The sequence below is a fragment of the Roseicyclus marinus genome (assembly GCF_030163795.1).
Classification (GTDB): domain Bacteria; phylum Pseudomonadota; class Alphaproteobacteria; order Rhodobacterales; family Rhodobacteraceae; genus Roseicyclus; species Roseicyclus marinus.
This window is the reverse complement of record NZ_JASJOF010000009.1, coordinates 24,463-40,482: the sequence shown is the minus strand read 5'-3', so window position 1 is coordinate 40,482 and position 16,020 is coordinate 24,463. Positions and strand designations below refer to the sequence as shown.

Here is a 16,020-nt window from a genome sequence, read left to right as displayed (position 1 = left end):
CTTGGTCTTGGTGGAGCGCGCCCGGTCGGGCGGGCGCGGCCCGTAGTGTCGAAGCGGGGCGCGGGACAGGCCCGCACCCCGCCAAGGGTCTTACATCGAGCCGTGGATACGGTCGGCGGGGATGGTCGCACCGGCGTTCTCGGTGAACCAGCGGGCCGCACCGGGGTGCCACATCAGCGCGGTGTTCTTGTCCCAATGCTCGGGCAGGGTTTCACGCGCCGAGGAGTGGATGCCCACCATGCGCTCGTTGTCGGACATGATGATGTCCGTCACGGCGTAGACGAAGCTTTCGGGCAGGTCGCAGTTGGCGATGGCGAAGTTCCACATCGCGACCGAGCGCGCGGGCGCTTCGAGCGTGGTGTAGGTGGTGTCCGCGATCTGGAAGCCCGAAACGGGGAAGGCTTCGATGATCTGGGCCTGCTCTTCTTCGGTGAACTCGATGATGTTGATGTCGGTCTGCACCTCGAGCTGCGAGACGGCGGGGATCGGAACGCCGGCCGCGAAGGCGATGACATCGAGAAGGCCATCCTGAAGCTGGCCGCCGAGGTCATCCCAGCCACCGTTGCGACGCTCGAATTCCACGCCGAGCGCTTCGAGCATCAGCGGGAAGTAGGTGTCGGAGGTGGAGCCCGCCGGGCCGAAGCCGATGCGTGCGCCCGCCGGGATATCGGCGATGGTCTCGATCCCCGAGGAGGACAGCGCGGTGACGCTGAAGGGCGTCTGGTACATCGGGAACATCGCGCAGGCGTTGGTCATCTGCAGGCCGGGCGCGATCGGGTTGGTGCCGGCATAGGATTCGGCGGCCGGGCCCATGGTGGTGAGGCCGAACTGGACTTCGCCGGTGTGGACGAGCGCCATGTTCTGCATCGGGCCGCCGGTGACTTCGCCGCCGCCGGAAATGCCGAGTTCGTCGGCCACGAGGTTCGCCCAGCCGGAGCCGTAGACGAAGAAGGTGCCGCCCTGCGAGGCGGTGCCGACGGTGAAGCTTTCGGGCCAGCCGGTGCGGTCTTCCTGCGCGAAGACGGCGGTGGCGGTCAGCGCAGTGGTGGCCGCGAGGGCCGCGATACGGGTAAAGGTCATGTCACTCTCCCTGATTGACGATGAAAGCGCCCGGCTCCCCCCGGGCCGCTTGGCGGCGGGTTGTGGGGCGCATGGGGCTGTCATGCAAGCCTTGCATGGCCGGATTGCGCGGTTTCGCGGGCTTTCCGGGCCGGGATGGGTGCGATCCGACCCATCGGGCGGTCCGGGATGTTCCCATACTGACCCATCGGGGTGGTTCGGGGTGGTCGGGCCTCAATCCTCGCGGAAGCTGTCGCGGTTCAGGCCGTGGCGCTGCATCTTTTCGTAGAGCGCCTTGCGCGAGAGGCCGAGCGCCTCGTAAGTCGATTTCAGGCTGCCGCCATGGGCGGCGAGGCTGGCGGCGATGAGCGCTTTTTCATGGGCGGCCATGCGGTCGGCGAGCGTGCCTTCGGCCTCGGGGGCGAGGGGCCAGAGGCCCGCGTCCAGACCCATGGCGAGACGTTCGGCGGCATTGCGCAATTCACGCACATTGCCGGGCCAGTCGCGGGCGGCAAGGGCTGCGAGAACCGCGCCGGGCACCTCGGGCGCGTCGCGGCCGGTGCGGGCGGCGGCGGCGGAGAGGAGCGAGAGGAACAACTCTGGGATATCCTCGCGCCGGTCAGAGAGCGGCGGCAGGCGGAGCGTCACCACGTTCAGCCGGTAGAGGAGATCGGGGCGAAACGCGCCGTCCTGCGCGGCGGCGGCCAGATCGCGTTTGGAGGCGGCGATGATGCGCAGGTCGAGCGGGATCGCGTCGTTGGAGCCGAGCCGGGTGACGCTGCGCTGTTCGACGACGTGGAGAAGTTTGCCTTGAAGGGCGAGCGGCAGGCTGTCGATCTCGTCCAGAAAGAGCGTGCCGCCCCGGGCATGTTCGAATTTGCCGTAGCGGGCGCGGGTGGCGCCGGGAAAGGCGCCCGCCTCGTGGCCGAAAAGCTCGCTCTCGATGAGATCGGCGGGCAACGCCGCGCAGTTGACCGCGATGAAGGGGCGGTCGGCGCGGGGGCTGGCGGCGTGCAGCGCGCGGGCCGCGACCTCCTTGCCGGTGCCGGTTTCGCCTTCGATCAGGACATCGGATTGGGTGGCGGCAAGGGCGCGGAGTTGCGCGCGCAGGCGGACCATGGGGGCGGAGCGGCCCAGAAGGCGCGCCGCGACCGGATCGTCGGGAGAAAGGCTCGTGCCGCCCGCGCGCAGGCGACGGTTTTCGAGCGTCAGGCGGCGCTTTTCGAGTGCGCGGCCCACGGCCTCGACTAGGCGGGCGGGGGCATAGGGTTTTTCGAGGAAATCATAGGCCCCGCCCTTCATCGAGGCGACGGCGAGATCGACATCGCCATGGCCGGTGACGAGGATCACGGGCAATTCGGGATCGGTTTTCAGCGCCTCGGCCATGAGCGTCAGGCCGTCCATGCCGGGCATCCGGATATCAGTGACGAGGATGCCGGGAAAGTCGCGGTCGAGATGGGAGAGCGCCTGTTCGCCGGTGTCGCAGGGGATGGCGTTCAGATCGGCGAGCATGAGCGCCTGGGCCGCCGCGTGGCGCAGGGGCGGTTCGTCGTCGACGAAAAGGACGGGGGCGGACGTGGTCATTCGGCGGCCATTTCGCCGGGCGGGGCGGTCAGGTCAAGTTCCACGGTGAAGACCGCGCCGCCGGTCGGGCGGTTGGCGGCCATGAGCCGCCCGTTGAAATCGCGCACGATGTTGTAGGAGATCGAGAGGCCCAGCCCCAGCCCTTGACCGGGGGGCTTGGTGGTGAAGAAGGGATCGAAAGCCTGTGCCAGCGCATCGTCCGAAAGGCCGGGGCCATGATCTTCGACCTCGATCCGGCACCGACGGTCGGTCACATGAAGCGACAGGGTGACGACGGGATGGGGCACATCCTCCATCGCGTCGAGCGCGTTGCCGATCAGGTTGACGATCACCTGTTGCAGGCGGACGCGGCCCCCGGTGGCCCAGACTTCGGTGGTGGGCGGGTCGTAGGCGATGCGCGCGCCCGCGCCATCGAGGCGGGGGCGCATCAGGTCGAGCGCGTCGGAGATGACGGCGCGCAGCGGCACCGGGCCGGTCTTGTCCTGCGGGCGGCGGGCGAAGTTGCGCAGGTGGCGGGAAATCGCGGCCATGCGGTCGGCCATGGCGGAGATCAGGCCGATGTTCTCGCGCGCCTCGGGGATGCGGTCGCGGTCGAGGAAGGTGGCGGCGTTCTCGGCATAGGCTTTCACGGCGGCGAGCGGCTGGTTGAATTCATGGCTGAGCGCCGCCGACATCTGGCCCAGCGCGGCCAGTTTGCCCGCCTGGATGAGGTCGGTCTGGGTCTTGCGCAATTGCGCCTCGGCGCGGGTGCGTTCCTCGATCTCGAGGCGAAGCTGGGCGTTGGCGGCATCCAGATCGCGGGTGCGTTCGCGCACGCGGGCCTCGAGCCTTGCCTGTTCGCCCGCCTGGCGGGCCAGCCGATCCTCGAGCCGGAGGCGGCGTTGCCAGATGGCCGCGGCCAGAAACACCACGAAGAGCGCGACAAGCCCCGCGATGGCCAGCGCGACGAGCGCCTGCGCGCGCGCAGGTGCGGTCGGCGACAGGATCGACACGCGCCAGCCCGAGGTGGCGATGAGGCCCGTCTGCATCACCATGGTTTCCCGCGCGCTGTCGCCCTCGATCGTCACGATCTCGTAGGGGGTGCCTTGCAGGGGCAGGCGCCGCACGGGCAGGGGACGCAGCGCCGAGACCGGGTATTGGCGCGTGACCGCGATTGTTTCGAGCGCCGCCTCGGGCATCGGCCCGAGCGTGCGGAAATGCCAATCAGCGCGGTCCGACAGGAAGATCACGTTGGAGCTGTCTTGCACGATGATGGTGGAGCCGCTTTCGGCCCATGTCATCTCGAAGGCGTCGAGGGTGATCTTGACGGCCAAGACGCCCGCGATGCGGGTGCCGTCGAGAACCGGGGCAGCGAAGAAATAGCCGCGTTCGCCCGAGGTGGTGCCGAGCGCGTGGAAGCGGCCAAGCCCGCCGGCCAGCGCCTCGGTGAAATAGGGGCGGTAGGCGAAGCTTTGCCCCACGAAGGAGCGGTCGGTGCGGTAGGAGGAGGCCGCGATGGTCAGCCCGGTGCGATCGATCAGGTAGACATCGGAGACGCCAAGCGACAGCGCGGTCTGGCGCAATTGTTCGTTGACGAAGGGCAGGAGGCCCGAATTGTCGGGATCGGCCAGAAGCTCGGCCAGGATCGGGCGTTCGGCCAGGAGGCCCGGCAAGGCCTCGGTCCGGTTGAGCGCGCCGCGCAGCACCTGCACCGCCAGATCGAGCGTGGCGCGGTCGCGGTCGCCGATGGCCGCGAGATAGGCCCGTTCGATCCGCGGAAAGGCCAGCGCGGCCAAGATCGCCAGCACCGCCAGCGCGCCGAGGACCATCGGCACGGGGCCCCGCCTGCTGCGGCGGGGGACAAGGGGGAACGGGGCGGGTGCATCGTGCATGGCGGCAGTATGCGCGGGGCGCGCGGCGCTGGCCAGTGGGGCGATGATGCTGCGGCGGGCGGGATTTTCCCCGCAGGCGCGCGCTGCATTTCGCTGGCTTTGGCGGGGCGCGATTGGCTAGGGTCGGCGCAAGGCGCAGGTGCCGCGCCAAAAGATCGTTCCGGAGGAGATGTCCATGGCCCGCAGTTTCATAGCGCCCGTCGCCACAGCGATGGCATTCGCCACAATCGGTTTGCCAAGCTTCGCGCAGGAGGTGTCTTGCGGCGGGATCGGGGCAGGCGCGCCCTGGATCGGGGGAAGCCGGGCAGGGTCGGATGTGACTGCGGCTTCGGCGCCCTTGGCGCTGTCGGGGATCAATGTCGCGCCGGGTACGCGGGGCGTGGCCCTGTTCACCGTGGGCAGCCCCGGGGAGGTTCGGGTCGAGGCGGCACCGGCGGATGAATTCGGCGACACCGTGCTGGAGGTCTTTGACGCGGCGGGCAACCTTGTCGTCATGGATGACGATTCCGGCGGCATGCTGGCCAGCCGGTCGGAATTGCCGCTGGCGCAAGGGGATTATTGCCTCGCGGTCACGGGTTTTGGTGGCGGGCCGGTTCTGGCCGATCTTCAGGTCAGCCGGTTGGAGCAGCCCGCGCTGACCGTGGGGCTGGCTGGCGGGTTCGCCGGGACCGGGGATGGGCCGTTCTTCGTCGGGGTGGATCCCTGTCTGGCCGATACGCCCGCGATGATGCTGGGGCAGGGGCCGATCGACGGGATGCTGGGACAGGGCGGGGTGAGTGCCACGAACACCATCGCTGCGGCGCCCTATTACCGCTTTACCCTGTCGAGCGCGCAGCCCGTCACGATCCGGGCCGAGAACCCCGATGCCGACCCCTATATCTACGTCTTCGACGGGCAGGGACAGTTGCTGGCCGAGAATGACGATTACGACAGTCTCAACAGCCGGATCGATTTCACCGCGCCGCTGGCACCCGGGAGTTATTGCGTGGGGATGCGGGCCCTGTCGAACCCGAACCTGCCGGTGACCGTGCGGGTGTCGGGGTTCGATGCGCGTGCCATGGCGATGGAGGCCTATGCGACGGGCGATGCCGCGCCGCCGCTGGATGGCAGCTACCCGGTGCAGGCGCTGGGCGTGGTGGGCCGCGGCCTGACGCAGGACGTGACGGTATCGGGCACGATGGCGCAGTGGTTCGTGGTGGATATCGCGGATTACGGGATGCTGGTGGTCAATGCCGATGCGGTGACCGACAGCGACCCGGTGCTGAGCGTGTTTGACGCCTTCGGCCGCAACCTCGGCTTCAACGACGATGCGAATGGCACGCTGAATTCGGAGCTGATGGTGCGGACCCCGCCGGGCCAATACCTGATCGCGGTGCGGCAGTATTCGGAGGGCTATTCGGGGATCATCCGGCTGGGCTTCCAGCGTTTCGTGCCTGCGCCCTGAGCGGGGGCAGAGCGTATCGGGCCGCCGGTCGGGCGGCCCGATGGCAAGCGCTCAGGCGGCGTCGAGAGCGGTGATGATGCCGCCGAAATCGGCGGCCTTGAGCGAGGCGCCGCCCACCAGCGCGCCGTTCACATCGGGCACGGCAAAGATCTGGGCGGCATTGTCGGGTTTGACGGAGCCGCCGTAGAGCACCGAGATCTCGTGGCCCTGTTCACCGAAGCGGGTGACCAGATGGGTGCGGATCGCGGCGTGAACCTCGGCGATCTGGTCGGTGGTGGGCACACGGCCCGTGCCGATGGCCCAGACGGGTTCATAGGCGATCACAAGATTGGCCGCGGTCACGCCCTCGGGCACGGAATGCGCCAATTGGGTTTCGACGACGGCCAGCGTCACGTCGGCGTCGCGTTCGGCCTCGGTCTCGCCGATGCAGAGGATAACGGTGAGGCCTGCGGCGAGGGCGGCTTGCGCCTGCGCGTTGATCTGCGCGTCGGTTTCGCCGTGATCGGCGCGGCGTTCGGAATGGCCGAGGATCACATGGGTGGCGCCCGCCTCGGCCAGCATGGTGGCGGAGATGTCGCCGGTATGCGCGCCCTTGGACGCGGTGTGGCAGGTCTGGCCGCCGATGGCGAGCGCGCTGCCCTGCGCGCGGGCCGCCATACGGTGGATCAGCGTCGCGGGCGGGCAGATCACGATGCGCGACACGGGCGTGGGATGGGCGGCGATCAGGGCGTCGATCTCGGACAGGGCGGCGCCAACGCCGTTCATCTTCCAGTTTCCGGCGGCGATCTTGCGGGGCATGTGTCTGGTCCTCTGGCCTGATGTTGCCCCGGAGGGTGCGCAGGGGCGCGCCGCGAGGTCAAGGCGGGCAGGCGTGTGGTGCGGCGTTACTTGCGCACGTCGGCCTGTTCGGCCTCAAGCTCGGCCAGATCCTTGAACTTGATCGATTCTCCGCAGCCGCAGGCATCGGCCACGTTGGGGTTGCGGAACTTGAACCCGGATTCGAGCAGGCTGGTTTCGTAATCGATCACGGTGCCGAAGAGGAACATCTGCGCCATGGGCGCGATCATCACGCGCGCGCCATCGGTTTCCACGATCTCGTCATGGGGGTCGATGTCGGTGACGTAATCCATGGTATATTCCATGCCCGCGCAGCCCCCCTTTTTCACGCCGATCCGCAGGCCCTGATGGCTGTCGCGGGCCATGAGCTTGGCGATCTGTCGCGCGGCGGCGGGGGTGATGGTGACGGCCTGTTTGCCGGGGATGCCGAACATGGAACCTGTCCTTGCGGTGGGGCGGCCGTGGTGTGGCCGTGCTATCAATGTAGGGCCTCTTGGCCCGTCACTCAACCGCGGAGCGGACGCGCCGCCTTACATGAAGCCAAGTTCGAGACGCGCCTCGTCGGACATCATGTCCATGCCCCAAGGCGGATCCCAGGTCAGGTCGACATCGACATGCTTGACGCCGGGGAGCGGCTCGATCGCATCCGCGACCCAGCCCGGCATCTCGCCCGCGACGGGGCAGCCGGGGGCGGTGAGGGTCATGGTGATCCTGACCGCGTTCTCGGCATCGATGTCGATGGTGTAGACCAGCCCAAGGTCATAGATATTTACCGGGATTTCCGGGTCATAGACGCTGCGGCACGCCTCGACGACCGGCTCGTAGAGCGGATGATCGGTGCTGGAGGGCTTGATGAGGGGGGTCCCCTCGAGCTGTGGCTGCGCGTCTGACATTTTGGCCTGTCCCGTGGTATTCCTGAGCGAAGATATAAGGAAAGGCTGCGCGGGCGTAAAGGGCAGGGCTGCTGCCCGATCCGGCAAGATCCCGCGCGATCAGGCCGTTCGGCGTTTGCGGACGGGGGCGGGGCGGACCTTGCGCTCGATGGCGTCGTAAAGCAGCGCCGCGATATTCTTGCCGGTGGCCAGTTCGATCCCTTCGAGACCGGGGGAGGAATTGACCTCGAGCACCTTGGGGCCGTCATGGGCGCGCAGAAGGTCGACGCCCGCAAGCCCGAGGTTGAAGACGCGGGCGGCGCGGAGCGCCGTGTCGCGTTCCTCGCGCGTGATGCGGACGGGTTTGGCGGTGCCGCCGCGATGCAGGTTCGAGCGGAAATCATCGCCCGAGGCGCTGCGTTTCATCGCCGCCACGACCTTTCCATCGACGACGAGGCAGCGGATATCCTCGCCCGCCGCTTCCTTGACGAAGCTTTGCACGAGGAAATTGGCGCGCAGGCCGCGGAAGGCGTCGATGACCGATTGCGCGGCCTTGCGGGTTTCGGCGAGCACCACGCCCTTGCCTTGGGTCGATTCCAGAAGCTTGACCACCAGGGGGCCGCTGCCCACGAGGCCGATCAGGTTGTCGGTATCCTTGGGGCTGGCGGCGAAGGCGGTCTGGGGCATCCCGATGCCGCGCGCGGCCAGAAGCTGGTGGGCGTGAAGCTTGTCGCGGCTGGCGGTGATGCCGGCGCTGCCGTTCACGCAATGGGTGCCGAGCGATTCGAACTGGCGCAGGACGGCGGTGCCATAGGCGGTGATCGAGGGGCCGATCCGCGGGATCACGGCGTCGTAGCGGGGCAGGCGGGTGCCGTCGTAATGCACCTCGGGGGCGAGCGTGTTGATCGCCATGTAGCAGCGGGTGGTGTCGATCACCTCGATCGTGTGGCCGCGTTCCTCGCCCTCGGTCACGAGACGCCGGGTGGAATGGTTGTCCTCGCGGCTGAGGACGGCGATGCGCAAGCTGCGGGCAGGGGCGGCGAGTTTCACCTCGGCGCTGTGGTAGATGTCGTAGGAGAGTTTGGGCTGTCAGAAGCTGGCGGTGGGGCTGATGCGCCAATCGGGCTGGATCGCCTGCCGCCCGATGAGCATCCGGTAGGCCATGTTGGTGCGGTCGGTCAGCGTGATCTCGATCGGCACCTCGGCCTCGCCGATGCGGAGACTGGTTTCGATGACATAGCGCAATTCGGATTCGCCGTTCGAGGAGGTCACCTCGCGCCGGTCGCGGATGAGCGCGGAACAGGCGATGGTCAGGTCGGTGCGCCCCGGCACGGGATGGACGGCAAAGCGCAGTTTGGGGCGGGAGGCAGGCCCGAAGGGTTCGATGTCGAAGGCATGGAGCGCCGAAGTGCGCGCGCCGGTATCGACCTTGGCCTTGAGCGCGGGCAGGCCGAGGCCGGGGAGGGCCACCCATTCTTCCCATCCCAGCGTCAGGGGGCGGTGTTGCATGACCATGGTGCGCTCCTTGGCATCGGGGGGGAATCGGGGCATGACCTGCGGGGTTTCGCGGGCGCAGGCAAGGATGACAATGGGTCAGGTCTTCGACTTTCATGTGACAGCGACGGATGGCGCGGCGCGCACCGGGACGATCACGACACCGCGGGGCGACATCCGCACGCCGGCCTTCATGCCGGTGGGCACGGCGGCCACGGTCAAGGCCATGCTGCCCGAGAGCGTGGCGGCGACGGGGGCCGATATCTTGCTCGGCAATACCTATCACCTGATGTTGCGGCCCACGGCGGAGCGGATCGCGAACTTGGGCGGGCTGCACCGGTTCATGAATTGGGACAAGCCGATCTTGACGGATTCGGGCGGGTTCCAGGTGATGAGCCTGGCCGATCTGCGCAAGCTGACCGAGGAGGGCGTGACCTTTCGCAGCCATGTGGACGGGTCCAAACACATGCTGTCCCCGGAACGGTCGATGGAGATCCAGAAGCTATTGGGCTCGGACATCGTGATGTGTTTCGACGAATGTCCGGCGCTGCCCGCCGACCGCGACCGGATCGCGGAAAGCATGCGGTTGTCGATGCGCTGGGCGGAGCGGTCGAAGGAGGCCTTTGGCGACAGGCCGGGACATGCGCTGTTCGGCATCCAGCAGGGCGGGTTGGAGCGCGATTTCCGGGAGGAGAGTGCCGAGGCGCTGAAATCCATCGGGTTTGATGGCTACGCGGTGGGCGGTCTGGCCGTGGGCGAGGGACAAGAGGCGATGTTTTCCTGTCTCGATTACGCGCCGGGGATGCTTCCGCAAGACAAGCCGCGCTACCTGATGGGGGTGGGCAAGCCCGACGATATCGTGGGCGCGGTCAAGCGCGGGATCGACATGATGGATTGCGTTCTGCCGTCCCGGTCGGGGCGGACAGGGCAGGCCTGGACCCGGCGGGGGCAGGTCAACATCAAGAACGCCCGCCACGCCGACGATCCGCGCCCGCTGGACGAGGATTGCACCTGTCCCGCCTGCCGGGGCTATAGCCGCGCCTATCTGCACCATGTGTTCCGGGCGGGCGAGATGATCTCGGGGATGCTCCTGACCTGGCACAACCTGCATTACTACCAAGAGATGATGGCGGGGATGCGGGCGGCGATTGCGCAGGGGCGGTTCGCGGCCTGGGAGGCGGGGTTCCATGCGCAGCGGGCCGAGGGCGATATCGAGCCGATGTGAGCTGGGGCGCTGCCCTCGCCGGAATGTCACGGTTTCGCCACCATCCCTCCCTTGCGCCCGCGCCTGCATGGGCGCAGGATATGGCTCAAGGCGGGTTCGTCGTTGCGGTTGAAACCCCGGCCCCGGCGCCCCAAGTTATGACATCCTGACCCGGAGGGGGGCAGGGCGGCCGCCGGGCGGAGCCCAATCCCCTTGCCAACACCAAGGAAGGCTAGAGCCAGTGACCCAAGAAACGTATCCCGTCCTGCCCCTGCGCGACATCGTGGTGTTTCCGCACATGATCGTGCCGCTTTTCGTCGGCCGCGAGAAATCGGTGCGCGCGCTGGAAGAGGTGATGCAAGACGACAAGCAGATCCTGCTAAGCTCGCAGATCGATCCCGCCGTTGACGATCCGACGGCCGATGGGATCTATCGCACCGGCGTTCTGGCCAATGTGCTGCAACTGCTGAAACTGCCCGATGGCACCGTGAAGGTGTTGGTCGAGGGGCGGTCGCGGGTGCGGATCACCGGGTTCACCGCGACGGAGGCGTTTTTCGAGGCGCGCGTCGAGACGCTGGACGAGGTCGAGGGTGACCGCGCCGCCGTGCAGGCGATGATCGGCGCGGTGGCCGAGGAATTCGCCAAATACGCGAAGGTGAAGAAGAACATTCCCGAGGACGCCCTGACCAATGTCAGCGAGGCGACCGATCCCGCGCGGCTGGCCGATCTGGTGTCCGGGCATCTCGGCATCGAGGTGGGCCAAAAGCAGGAACTTCTGGAGACGCTCAATGTCGCCGAGCGGCTGGAGAAGGTCTATGGCCTGATGCAGGGCGAGATGTCGGTTCTTCAGGTCGAAAAGAAGATCAAGAGCCGCGTGAAGAGCCAGATGGAGCGTACGCAGCGCGAATATTACCTGAATGAACAGATGAAGGCGATCCAGCGCGAGCTGGGCGATGGCGAGGAAGGTGCCGGCGAGATCGCCGAGCTGGAAGAGCGCATCGCAGCCACGAAACTGTCCAAGGAGGCGCGCGACAAGGCCGAGGCGGAGCTGAAAAAGCTCAAGAACATGTCGCCGATGTCGGCCGAGGCGACCGTGGTGCGCAATTACCTGGATTGGATGCTGTCGATCCCGTGGGGCGTGAAAAGCCGCGTGAAAAAGGACCTTGGCCGGGCCGAGGCGATTTTGGATGCGGATCACTACGGGCTGGAGAAGGTCAAGGAGCGGATCGTCGAATACCTGGCGGTGCAGCAACGCTCGGCCAAGCTGAAGGGGCCGATCCTGTGCCTTGTCGGGCCGCCGGGCGTGGGCAAGACCAGCCTCGGCAAATCGGTGGCCAAGGCCACGGGGCGCGAATTCATCCGTATCAGCCTTGGTGGTGTGCGCGACGAGAGCGAGATCCGGGGTCACCGGCGGACCTACATTGGGTCGATGCCGGGCAAGATCATTCAGGCGCTGAAGAAGGCCAAGACCACCAACCCGCTGATCTTGCTCGATGAGATCGACAAGATGGGGCAGGATTTCCGGGGCGACCCGGCCAGCGCCATGCTGGAGGTGCTGGATCCGGAACAGAATGCGACCTTCATGGATCACTACCTCGAGGTCGAATACGACCTGTCGAACGTGATGTTCCTGACCACGGCGAATTCCTACAACATGCCCGGGCCGCTTTTGGACCGGATGGAGATCATCCCGCTTGCGGGCTACACCGAGGACGAGAAGCGCGAGATTGCCAAGCAGCACCTTGTCGCCAAGCAGATGAAGAACCACGGTCTGCGGGCGAAGGAATTCGAGCTGTCCGATGCCGCGCTGACGGATGTCATCCGCTACTACACCCGCGAGGCGGGGGTGCGGAACCTTGAGCGCGAGATCGCCAAGCTGGCGCGGAAGGCCGTGACATCCATCGTCAAGAAGGAGACGACGCGCGTGGTCGTCACACCCGAGACGCTGGAAGACATTCTGGGCGTGAAGCGGTTCAAGTTCGGTCTGGCCGAGCGCGAGGATCAGGTGGGTGTCGTGACCGGGCTGGCCTGGACCAGCGTGGGTGGCGATCTGTTGTCGATCGAGGCGTTGCGCCTGCCGGGCAAGGGCCGGATGAAGACCACCGGCAAGCTCGGCGAGGTGATGAAGGAATCGATCGATGCCGCTGCCAGCTATGTGCGGTCCATCGCGCCCCGGATCGGGGTGAAGCCGCCGCGGCTGGACAGCTGGGACATCCACGTCCACGTCCCCGAGGGGGCGACGCCCAAGGACGGGCCGAGCGCGGGCATCGCCATGGTGACCTCCATCGTGTCGGTACTGACGCAGATCCCGGTGCGCAAGGACATCGCCATGACGGGCGAGGTGACGCTGCGCGGCAACGTGCTGCCCATCGGCGGGCTGAAGGAAAAGCTTCTGGCCGCGCTGCGGGGCGGGATCACCACCGTCATGATCCCCGAGGACAATGCCAAGGATCTGCCCGAGATCCCCGACAACGTGAAGGAGGGGCTGACCATCATCCCCGTCAGTCATGTGACCGAGGTTCTGCAGCGCGCCTTGACCCGTCAGCCCGAGGCGGTCGATTGGGACGAGGAGGCCGAGGCCGCCGCTGCGGCGGCGAAAGCGGCCGAACGGGGCAGCGAAGGATCCGCTGTCGCGCATTGATCGTGAGATTCGGGGGCCTGCGCGCATCGCGCGGGCCCTTGAGCCGCGACCCTCTTTTTGAATTTTCCTGAATAGACCGGCGCGCGCCCGTATCGGTGCCTTTGTTGCGACTTTGTCGCATCACGGCCCTGCCTTGCAGCTCTGGTCCGGCAAATCCCCGCTCCGGCCTTGTGGGGGACTTCGGCCCGCGTCAGGCTGTGGATAACGAAGAATCCCGGGGATAGAGCAGTGACGCGCGACAGGCTTTCCCGCCGACAGATCCTGTTGGCCGCGGGTGCGGTGCTGGTCTCGTCGCCCGCGATCCTGAGGCCCGCCGTGGCGCAAGGCCTGCCCGCGCGGCCTGCCATCGCCTTGCCGCGCGACATCGCGCAGGGCGATGCGACGACGATCACCCGGGTGCGTACGGCGCGGCCTGTGGTGGCGCTGACCTTCGATGACGGGCCCCATGCAAGCCTGACGCCGCGGCTTTTGGATATTCTGGCGTTGCGGGGGGTCCGCGCGACCTTTTACGTCATCGGGTCGCGGGTGCCCGTGCATCTTTCGGTGATGCGCCGGATCGCCGAGGAGGGGCACGAGATCGGCAATCACAGCTGGTCTCATCCGAAATTGTCGGACCTTGGCGATGCCGCGATCTTGTCGGAATTGGACCGGACCAGCGCGGCGATCATGGATGCCGTGGGGCGAGAGCCGGTCACGATGCGCCCGCCCTATGGCAGCCTGACCGGGGCGCAGCGCCGCATGGTGCAGGCGTCGCGCAATCTGCCCACCGTCCTGTGGTCGGTCGACCCCGAGGATTGGCGCAATCCCGGCGCGCAAGCGGTGACCGAGCGGATCGTCGGCGGCAGCCATCCGGGCGGCGTGATCCTGACCCATGACATTCGCGCGGGCACGATCGAGGCGATGCCCGCGACGTTGGATCGGCTGTTGGCGCGGGGCTACGAATTCGTGACCCTGTCCGAGTTGATCGGCTGGCCACGCTGGGATGGACGGGCCATCAGCCTTGCCTCCAGCGGGGGGTGATGCCCGCCCTGTTCACGCGGCCTCTGGCCTCTGGTGCGATCTTTCGGTAGATTCCCGTCAAAAGTTCGCAAGGCGCGCAGCGCAGGACGGGGAGACAGGAATGGCGAGCAGCCGAGAAAAACCGATCAAGGCCACGACCAAGGCCGCGGGCCCCAAGGCGACGCCCGCCGGACCCAAGCGGCGCGCCACGTCCACCAAGGCCGCGAAGCCCGAGGTGGCGGCGGCGGAGGCGCGGCCGCATCTGCGCGCGGTCGAGCCCGTGGCGGTGGCGCCGGTCGAGGCTGAAAGCCGGGACGAGGTGGCGGCGGATGGGCGGTATCGGCGCAACGATCTGCTGGAGGCGGTTTGTGCACGCAGCGCGATCAAGCGGTCGGAGGCGCGGCAGATTGTGGAGCTGGTGCTGGACGAACTGGGCCTTGCGCTGGAGCGCCGGGACGAGCTGATCGTGCCGCCGCTGGGCAAGCTGTCGGTCAAGCGGCGCAGGCCCGAGGGCGGGGGATCCGATGTGCTGACGCTCAAGCTGCGGCGGGCGGGGTCCAACGCGGGCAAGGCGGGCGAAAGCCCCCTTGCGGACCCGGGCGAGGATGGCTAAAGACCCATCCACCCGGCGGGTGATTAGCTCAGTGGTAGAGCGCTTCGTTCACATCGAAGATGTCGGGGGTTCAAATCCCTCATCACCCACCATTTTCCCTGTCTGACCAGACGACGCCGGATCGCGGATCGCACAGTGGCGTTCGGGTGCGGGCCAGACCCTTGCCCGCCTGACGCCAAGCGGCTATCAGGCGCGCGACCGGGTGGTTAGCTCAGTTGGTAGAGCGCTTCGTTTACACCGAAGATGTCGGGGGTTCGAGTCCCTCACCACCCACCAATCCCTAATAAACGAACATCCAAGCTACCATTGGTCAGATTCTGTGCGCTTGCGCGCGGAAGCTGTGGGGATATCGGTCTCGGACCACGAGGCGGAATGCCCTAGCTTTTGCGCAGGACTTGAACAGGAGAGCGCGTCATGAGCTGGAACCCCGCCCTCGATCCGCATTGCCCGACCGGCGATGCGGTGGATGCCATCGAAACGATCATCGTGCCGCGCGCCCGCGATCTGGGAGCCTTCGAGGTGCGCCGCGCGCTGCCTGCGCCCAAGCGCCAGATGGTCGGCCCCTTCATCTTCTTTGACCAGATGGGGCCTGCGGAATTCCTGACCGGGCAGGGGATCGACATCCGCCCGCATCCGCATATCGGACTGGCCACGGTCACCTATCTGTACCAAGGGCGATTCCATCACCGCGACAGCCTGGGCACGGATCAATGGATCGAACCGGGTGCGGTGAACCTGATGACGGCAGGCCATGGCATCACCCATTCCGAGCGCGTGGATGGCGAGATGCTGAAAGCGCCTTACAGCCTGTCGGGCATCCAGACGTGGATGGCCCTGCCCAAGGATCACGAGGATGCGCCCCCCGCTTTCGTCCATGCCGGGCGCGACACGCTGCCCATGCTGGAGGGGGAGGGCAAGCGGCTGCGCCTGATCCTCGGGACGGCTTATGGGGAACGCGCGCCGGTGTCCGTGGCGTCGGAAACATTCTACATCGATGCGGCGCTGGAGCCGGGCGCGAAACTGCCGTTGCCCGAGGATCACGAGGATCGCGGTGCGTATGTCGTGCAGGGCGCGGTCGAGATCGCGGGCGAGAGATTCGAGGCGGGGCGGATGATGGTGTTTCGCCCCGGCGACCGTGTGTCGATGATCGCGGGTGAAGAGGGCGCGCGGGTGATGCTGCTGGGCGGGGCCACGCTGGAAGGGCCGCGGCACATCTGGTGGAATTTCGTAGCCAGTTCCAAAGAGCGGATCGAGGAGGCCAAGGAGGCCTGGCGCGCGGGTGATTGGGCGCATGGACGGTTCCGCCTGCCGCCCACGGATGACGCAGACTTCATCCCGTTGCCTGAGCGCTGAACGGGGCGCTGATCGGGGACGCTTGCGGGCGCGCGCGCGGCAAGGCAGG

12 protein-coding genes, 2 tRNA genes and 1 pseudogene are annotated in these 16,020 nt (G+C 67.1%); 8 read left to right on the top strand and 7 right to left on the bottom strand.

Going from position 1 to position 16,020, the window contains the following annotated elements:
• Nucleotides 1–90: 90 nt before the first annotated feature.
• The 3 genes from QQK63_RS13925 to QQK63_RS13915 all read right to left on the bottom strand — a co-directional run bounded on the left by QQK63_RS13925 (nucleotide 91) and on the right by QQK63_RS13915 (nucleotide 4,451).
• Nucleotides 91–1,080 (bottom strand): TAXI family TRAP transporter solute-binding subunit, encoded by a 990-nt coding sequence (locus QQK63_RS13925; RefSeq protein ID WP_277828245.1) that lies wholly within the window; start codon nucleotides 1,078–1,080, stop codon nucleotides 91–93.
• Nucleotides 1,081–1,293: 213 nt separating this feature from the next.
• Entirely contained in the window at nucleotides 1,294–2,643 is a 1,350-nt protein-coding gene (locus QQK63_RS13920) for a sigma-54-dependent transcriptional regulator (RefSeq protein WP_277828243.1), read from the bottom strand.
• Entirely contained in the window at nucleotides 2,640–4,451 is a 1,812-nt protein-coding gene (locus tag QQK63_RS13915) for a sensor histidine kinase (protein ID WP_277829076.1), read from the bottom strand. Before QQK63_RS13915 ends, QQK63_RS13920 begins: the two co-directional genes overlap by 4 nt.
• 238 nt (nucleotides 4,452–4,689) lie before the next feature.
• Here QQK63_RS13915 and QQK63_RS13910 point away from each other — a divergent pair, with 238 nt between their 5' ends.
• A complete protein-coding gene (locus tag QQK63_RS13910; protein WP_277828241.1) occupies nucleotides 4,690–5,958 on the top strand; it encodes a PPC domain-containing protein in 1,269 nt (422 codons plus the stop codon).
• Between the two features lie 51 nt (nucleotides 5,959–6,009).
• On the opposite strand, the gene tpiA is transcribed toward QQK63_RS13910, so the two are convergent.
• The 4 genes and pseudogenes from tpiA to rimK all read right to left on the bottom strand — a co-directional run bounded on the left by tpiA (nucleotide 6,010) and on the right by rimK (nucleotide 9,176).
• A complete protein-coding gene (tpiA, locus tag QQK63_RS13905; RefSeq protein WP_277828239.1) occupies nucleotides 6,010–6,756 on the bottom strand; it encodes a triose-phosphate isomerase in 747 nt (248 codons plus the stop codon).
• An 86-nt stretch (nucleotides 6,757–6,842) separates the two neighbouring features.
• The gene (locus tag QQK63_RS13900) at nucleotides 6,843–7,229 is read right to left on the bottom strand and encodes a HesB/IscA family protein (protein ID WP_277828237.1); all 387 of its coding nucleotides are present in this window, start codon (nucleotides 7,227–7,229) and stop codon (nucleotides 6,843–6,845) included.
• A gap of 96 nt (nucleotides 7,230–7,325) precedes the next feature.
• Nucleotides 7,326–7,688, bottom strand: coding sequence for an SUF system Fe-S cluster assembly protein (locus QQK63_RS13895; protein ID WP_277828235.1), 363 nt, complete (start codon nucleotides 7,686–7,688; stop codon nucleotides 7,326–7,328).
• 99 nt (nucleotides 7,689–7,787) lie between these two features.
• Nucleotides 7,788–9,176, bottom strand: a pseudogene (rimK, locus tag QQK63_RS13890) (30S ribosomal protein S6--L-glutamate ligase).
• Between the two features lie 79 nt (nucleotides 9,177–9,255).
• Here rimK and tgt point away from each other — a divergent pair.
• The 7 genes from tgt to QQK63_RS13855 all read left to right on the top strand — a co-directional run bounded on the left by tgt (nucleotide 9,256) and on the right by QQK63_RS13855 (nucleotide 15,971).
• Nucleotides 9,256–10,386, top strand: a complete 1,131-nt coding sequence (tgt, locus tag QQK63_RS13885; protein WP_277828233.1) for a tRNA guanosine(34) transglycosylase Tgt — start codon at nucleotides 9,256–9,258, stop codon at nucleotides 10,384–10,386.
• Between the two features lie 277 nt (nucleotides 10,387–10,663).
• Complete coding sequence (gene lon / locus QQK63_RS13880) at nucleotides 10,664–13,006, top strand: endopeptidase La (RefSeq protein ID WP_277829075.1); 2,343 nt, start codon at nucleotides 10,664–10,666, stop codon at nucleotides 13,004–13,006.
• Between the two features lie 228 nt (nucleotides 13,007–13,234).
• Complete coding sequence (locus QQK63_RS13875) at nucleotides 13,235–14,026, top strand: polysaccharide deacetylase family protein (protein WP_277828231.1); 792 nt, start codon at nucleotides 13,235–13,237, stop codon at nucleotides 14,024–14,026.
• A gap of 100 nt (nucleotides 14,027–14,126) precedes the next feature.
• Complete coding sequence (locus QQK63_RS13870; protein WP_277828229.1) at nucleotides 14,127–14,618, top strand: HU family DNA-binding protein; 492 nt, start codon at nucleotides 14,127–14,129, stop codon at nucleotides 14,616–14,618.
• Between the two features lie 17 nt (nucleotides 14,619–14,635).
• Nucleotides 14,636–14,710: transfer RNA gene (locus QQK63_RS13865), tRNA-Val, on the top strand.
• A 108-nt stretch (nucleotides 14,711–14,818) separates the two neighbouring features.
• Nucleotides 14,819–14,894, top strand: a tRNA-Val gene (locus QQK63_RS13860).
• A gap of 138 nt (nucleotides 14,895–15,032) precedes the next feature.
• Complete coding sequence (locus QQK63_RS13855; RefSeq protein WP_277828227.1) at nucleotides 15,033–15,971, top strand: pirin family protein; 939 nt, start codon at nucleotides 15,033–15,035, stop codon at nucleotides 15,969–15,971.
• The last annotated feature ends 49 nt before the right edge of the window (nucleotides 15,972–16,020 follow it).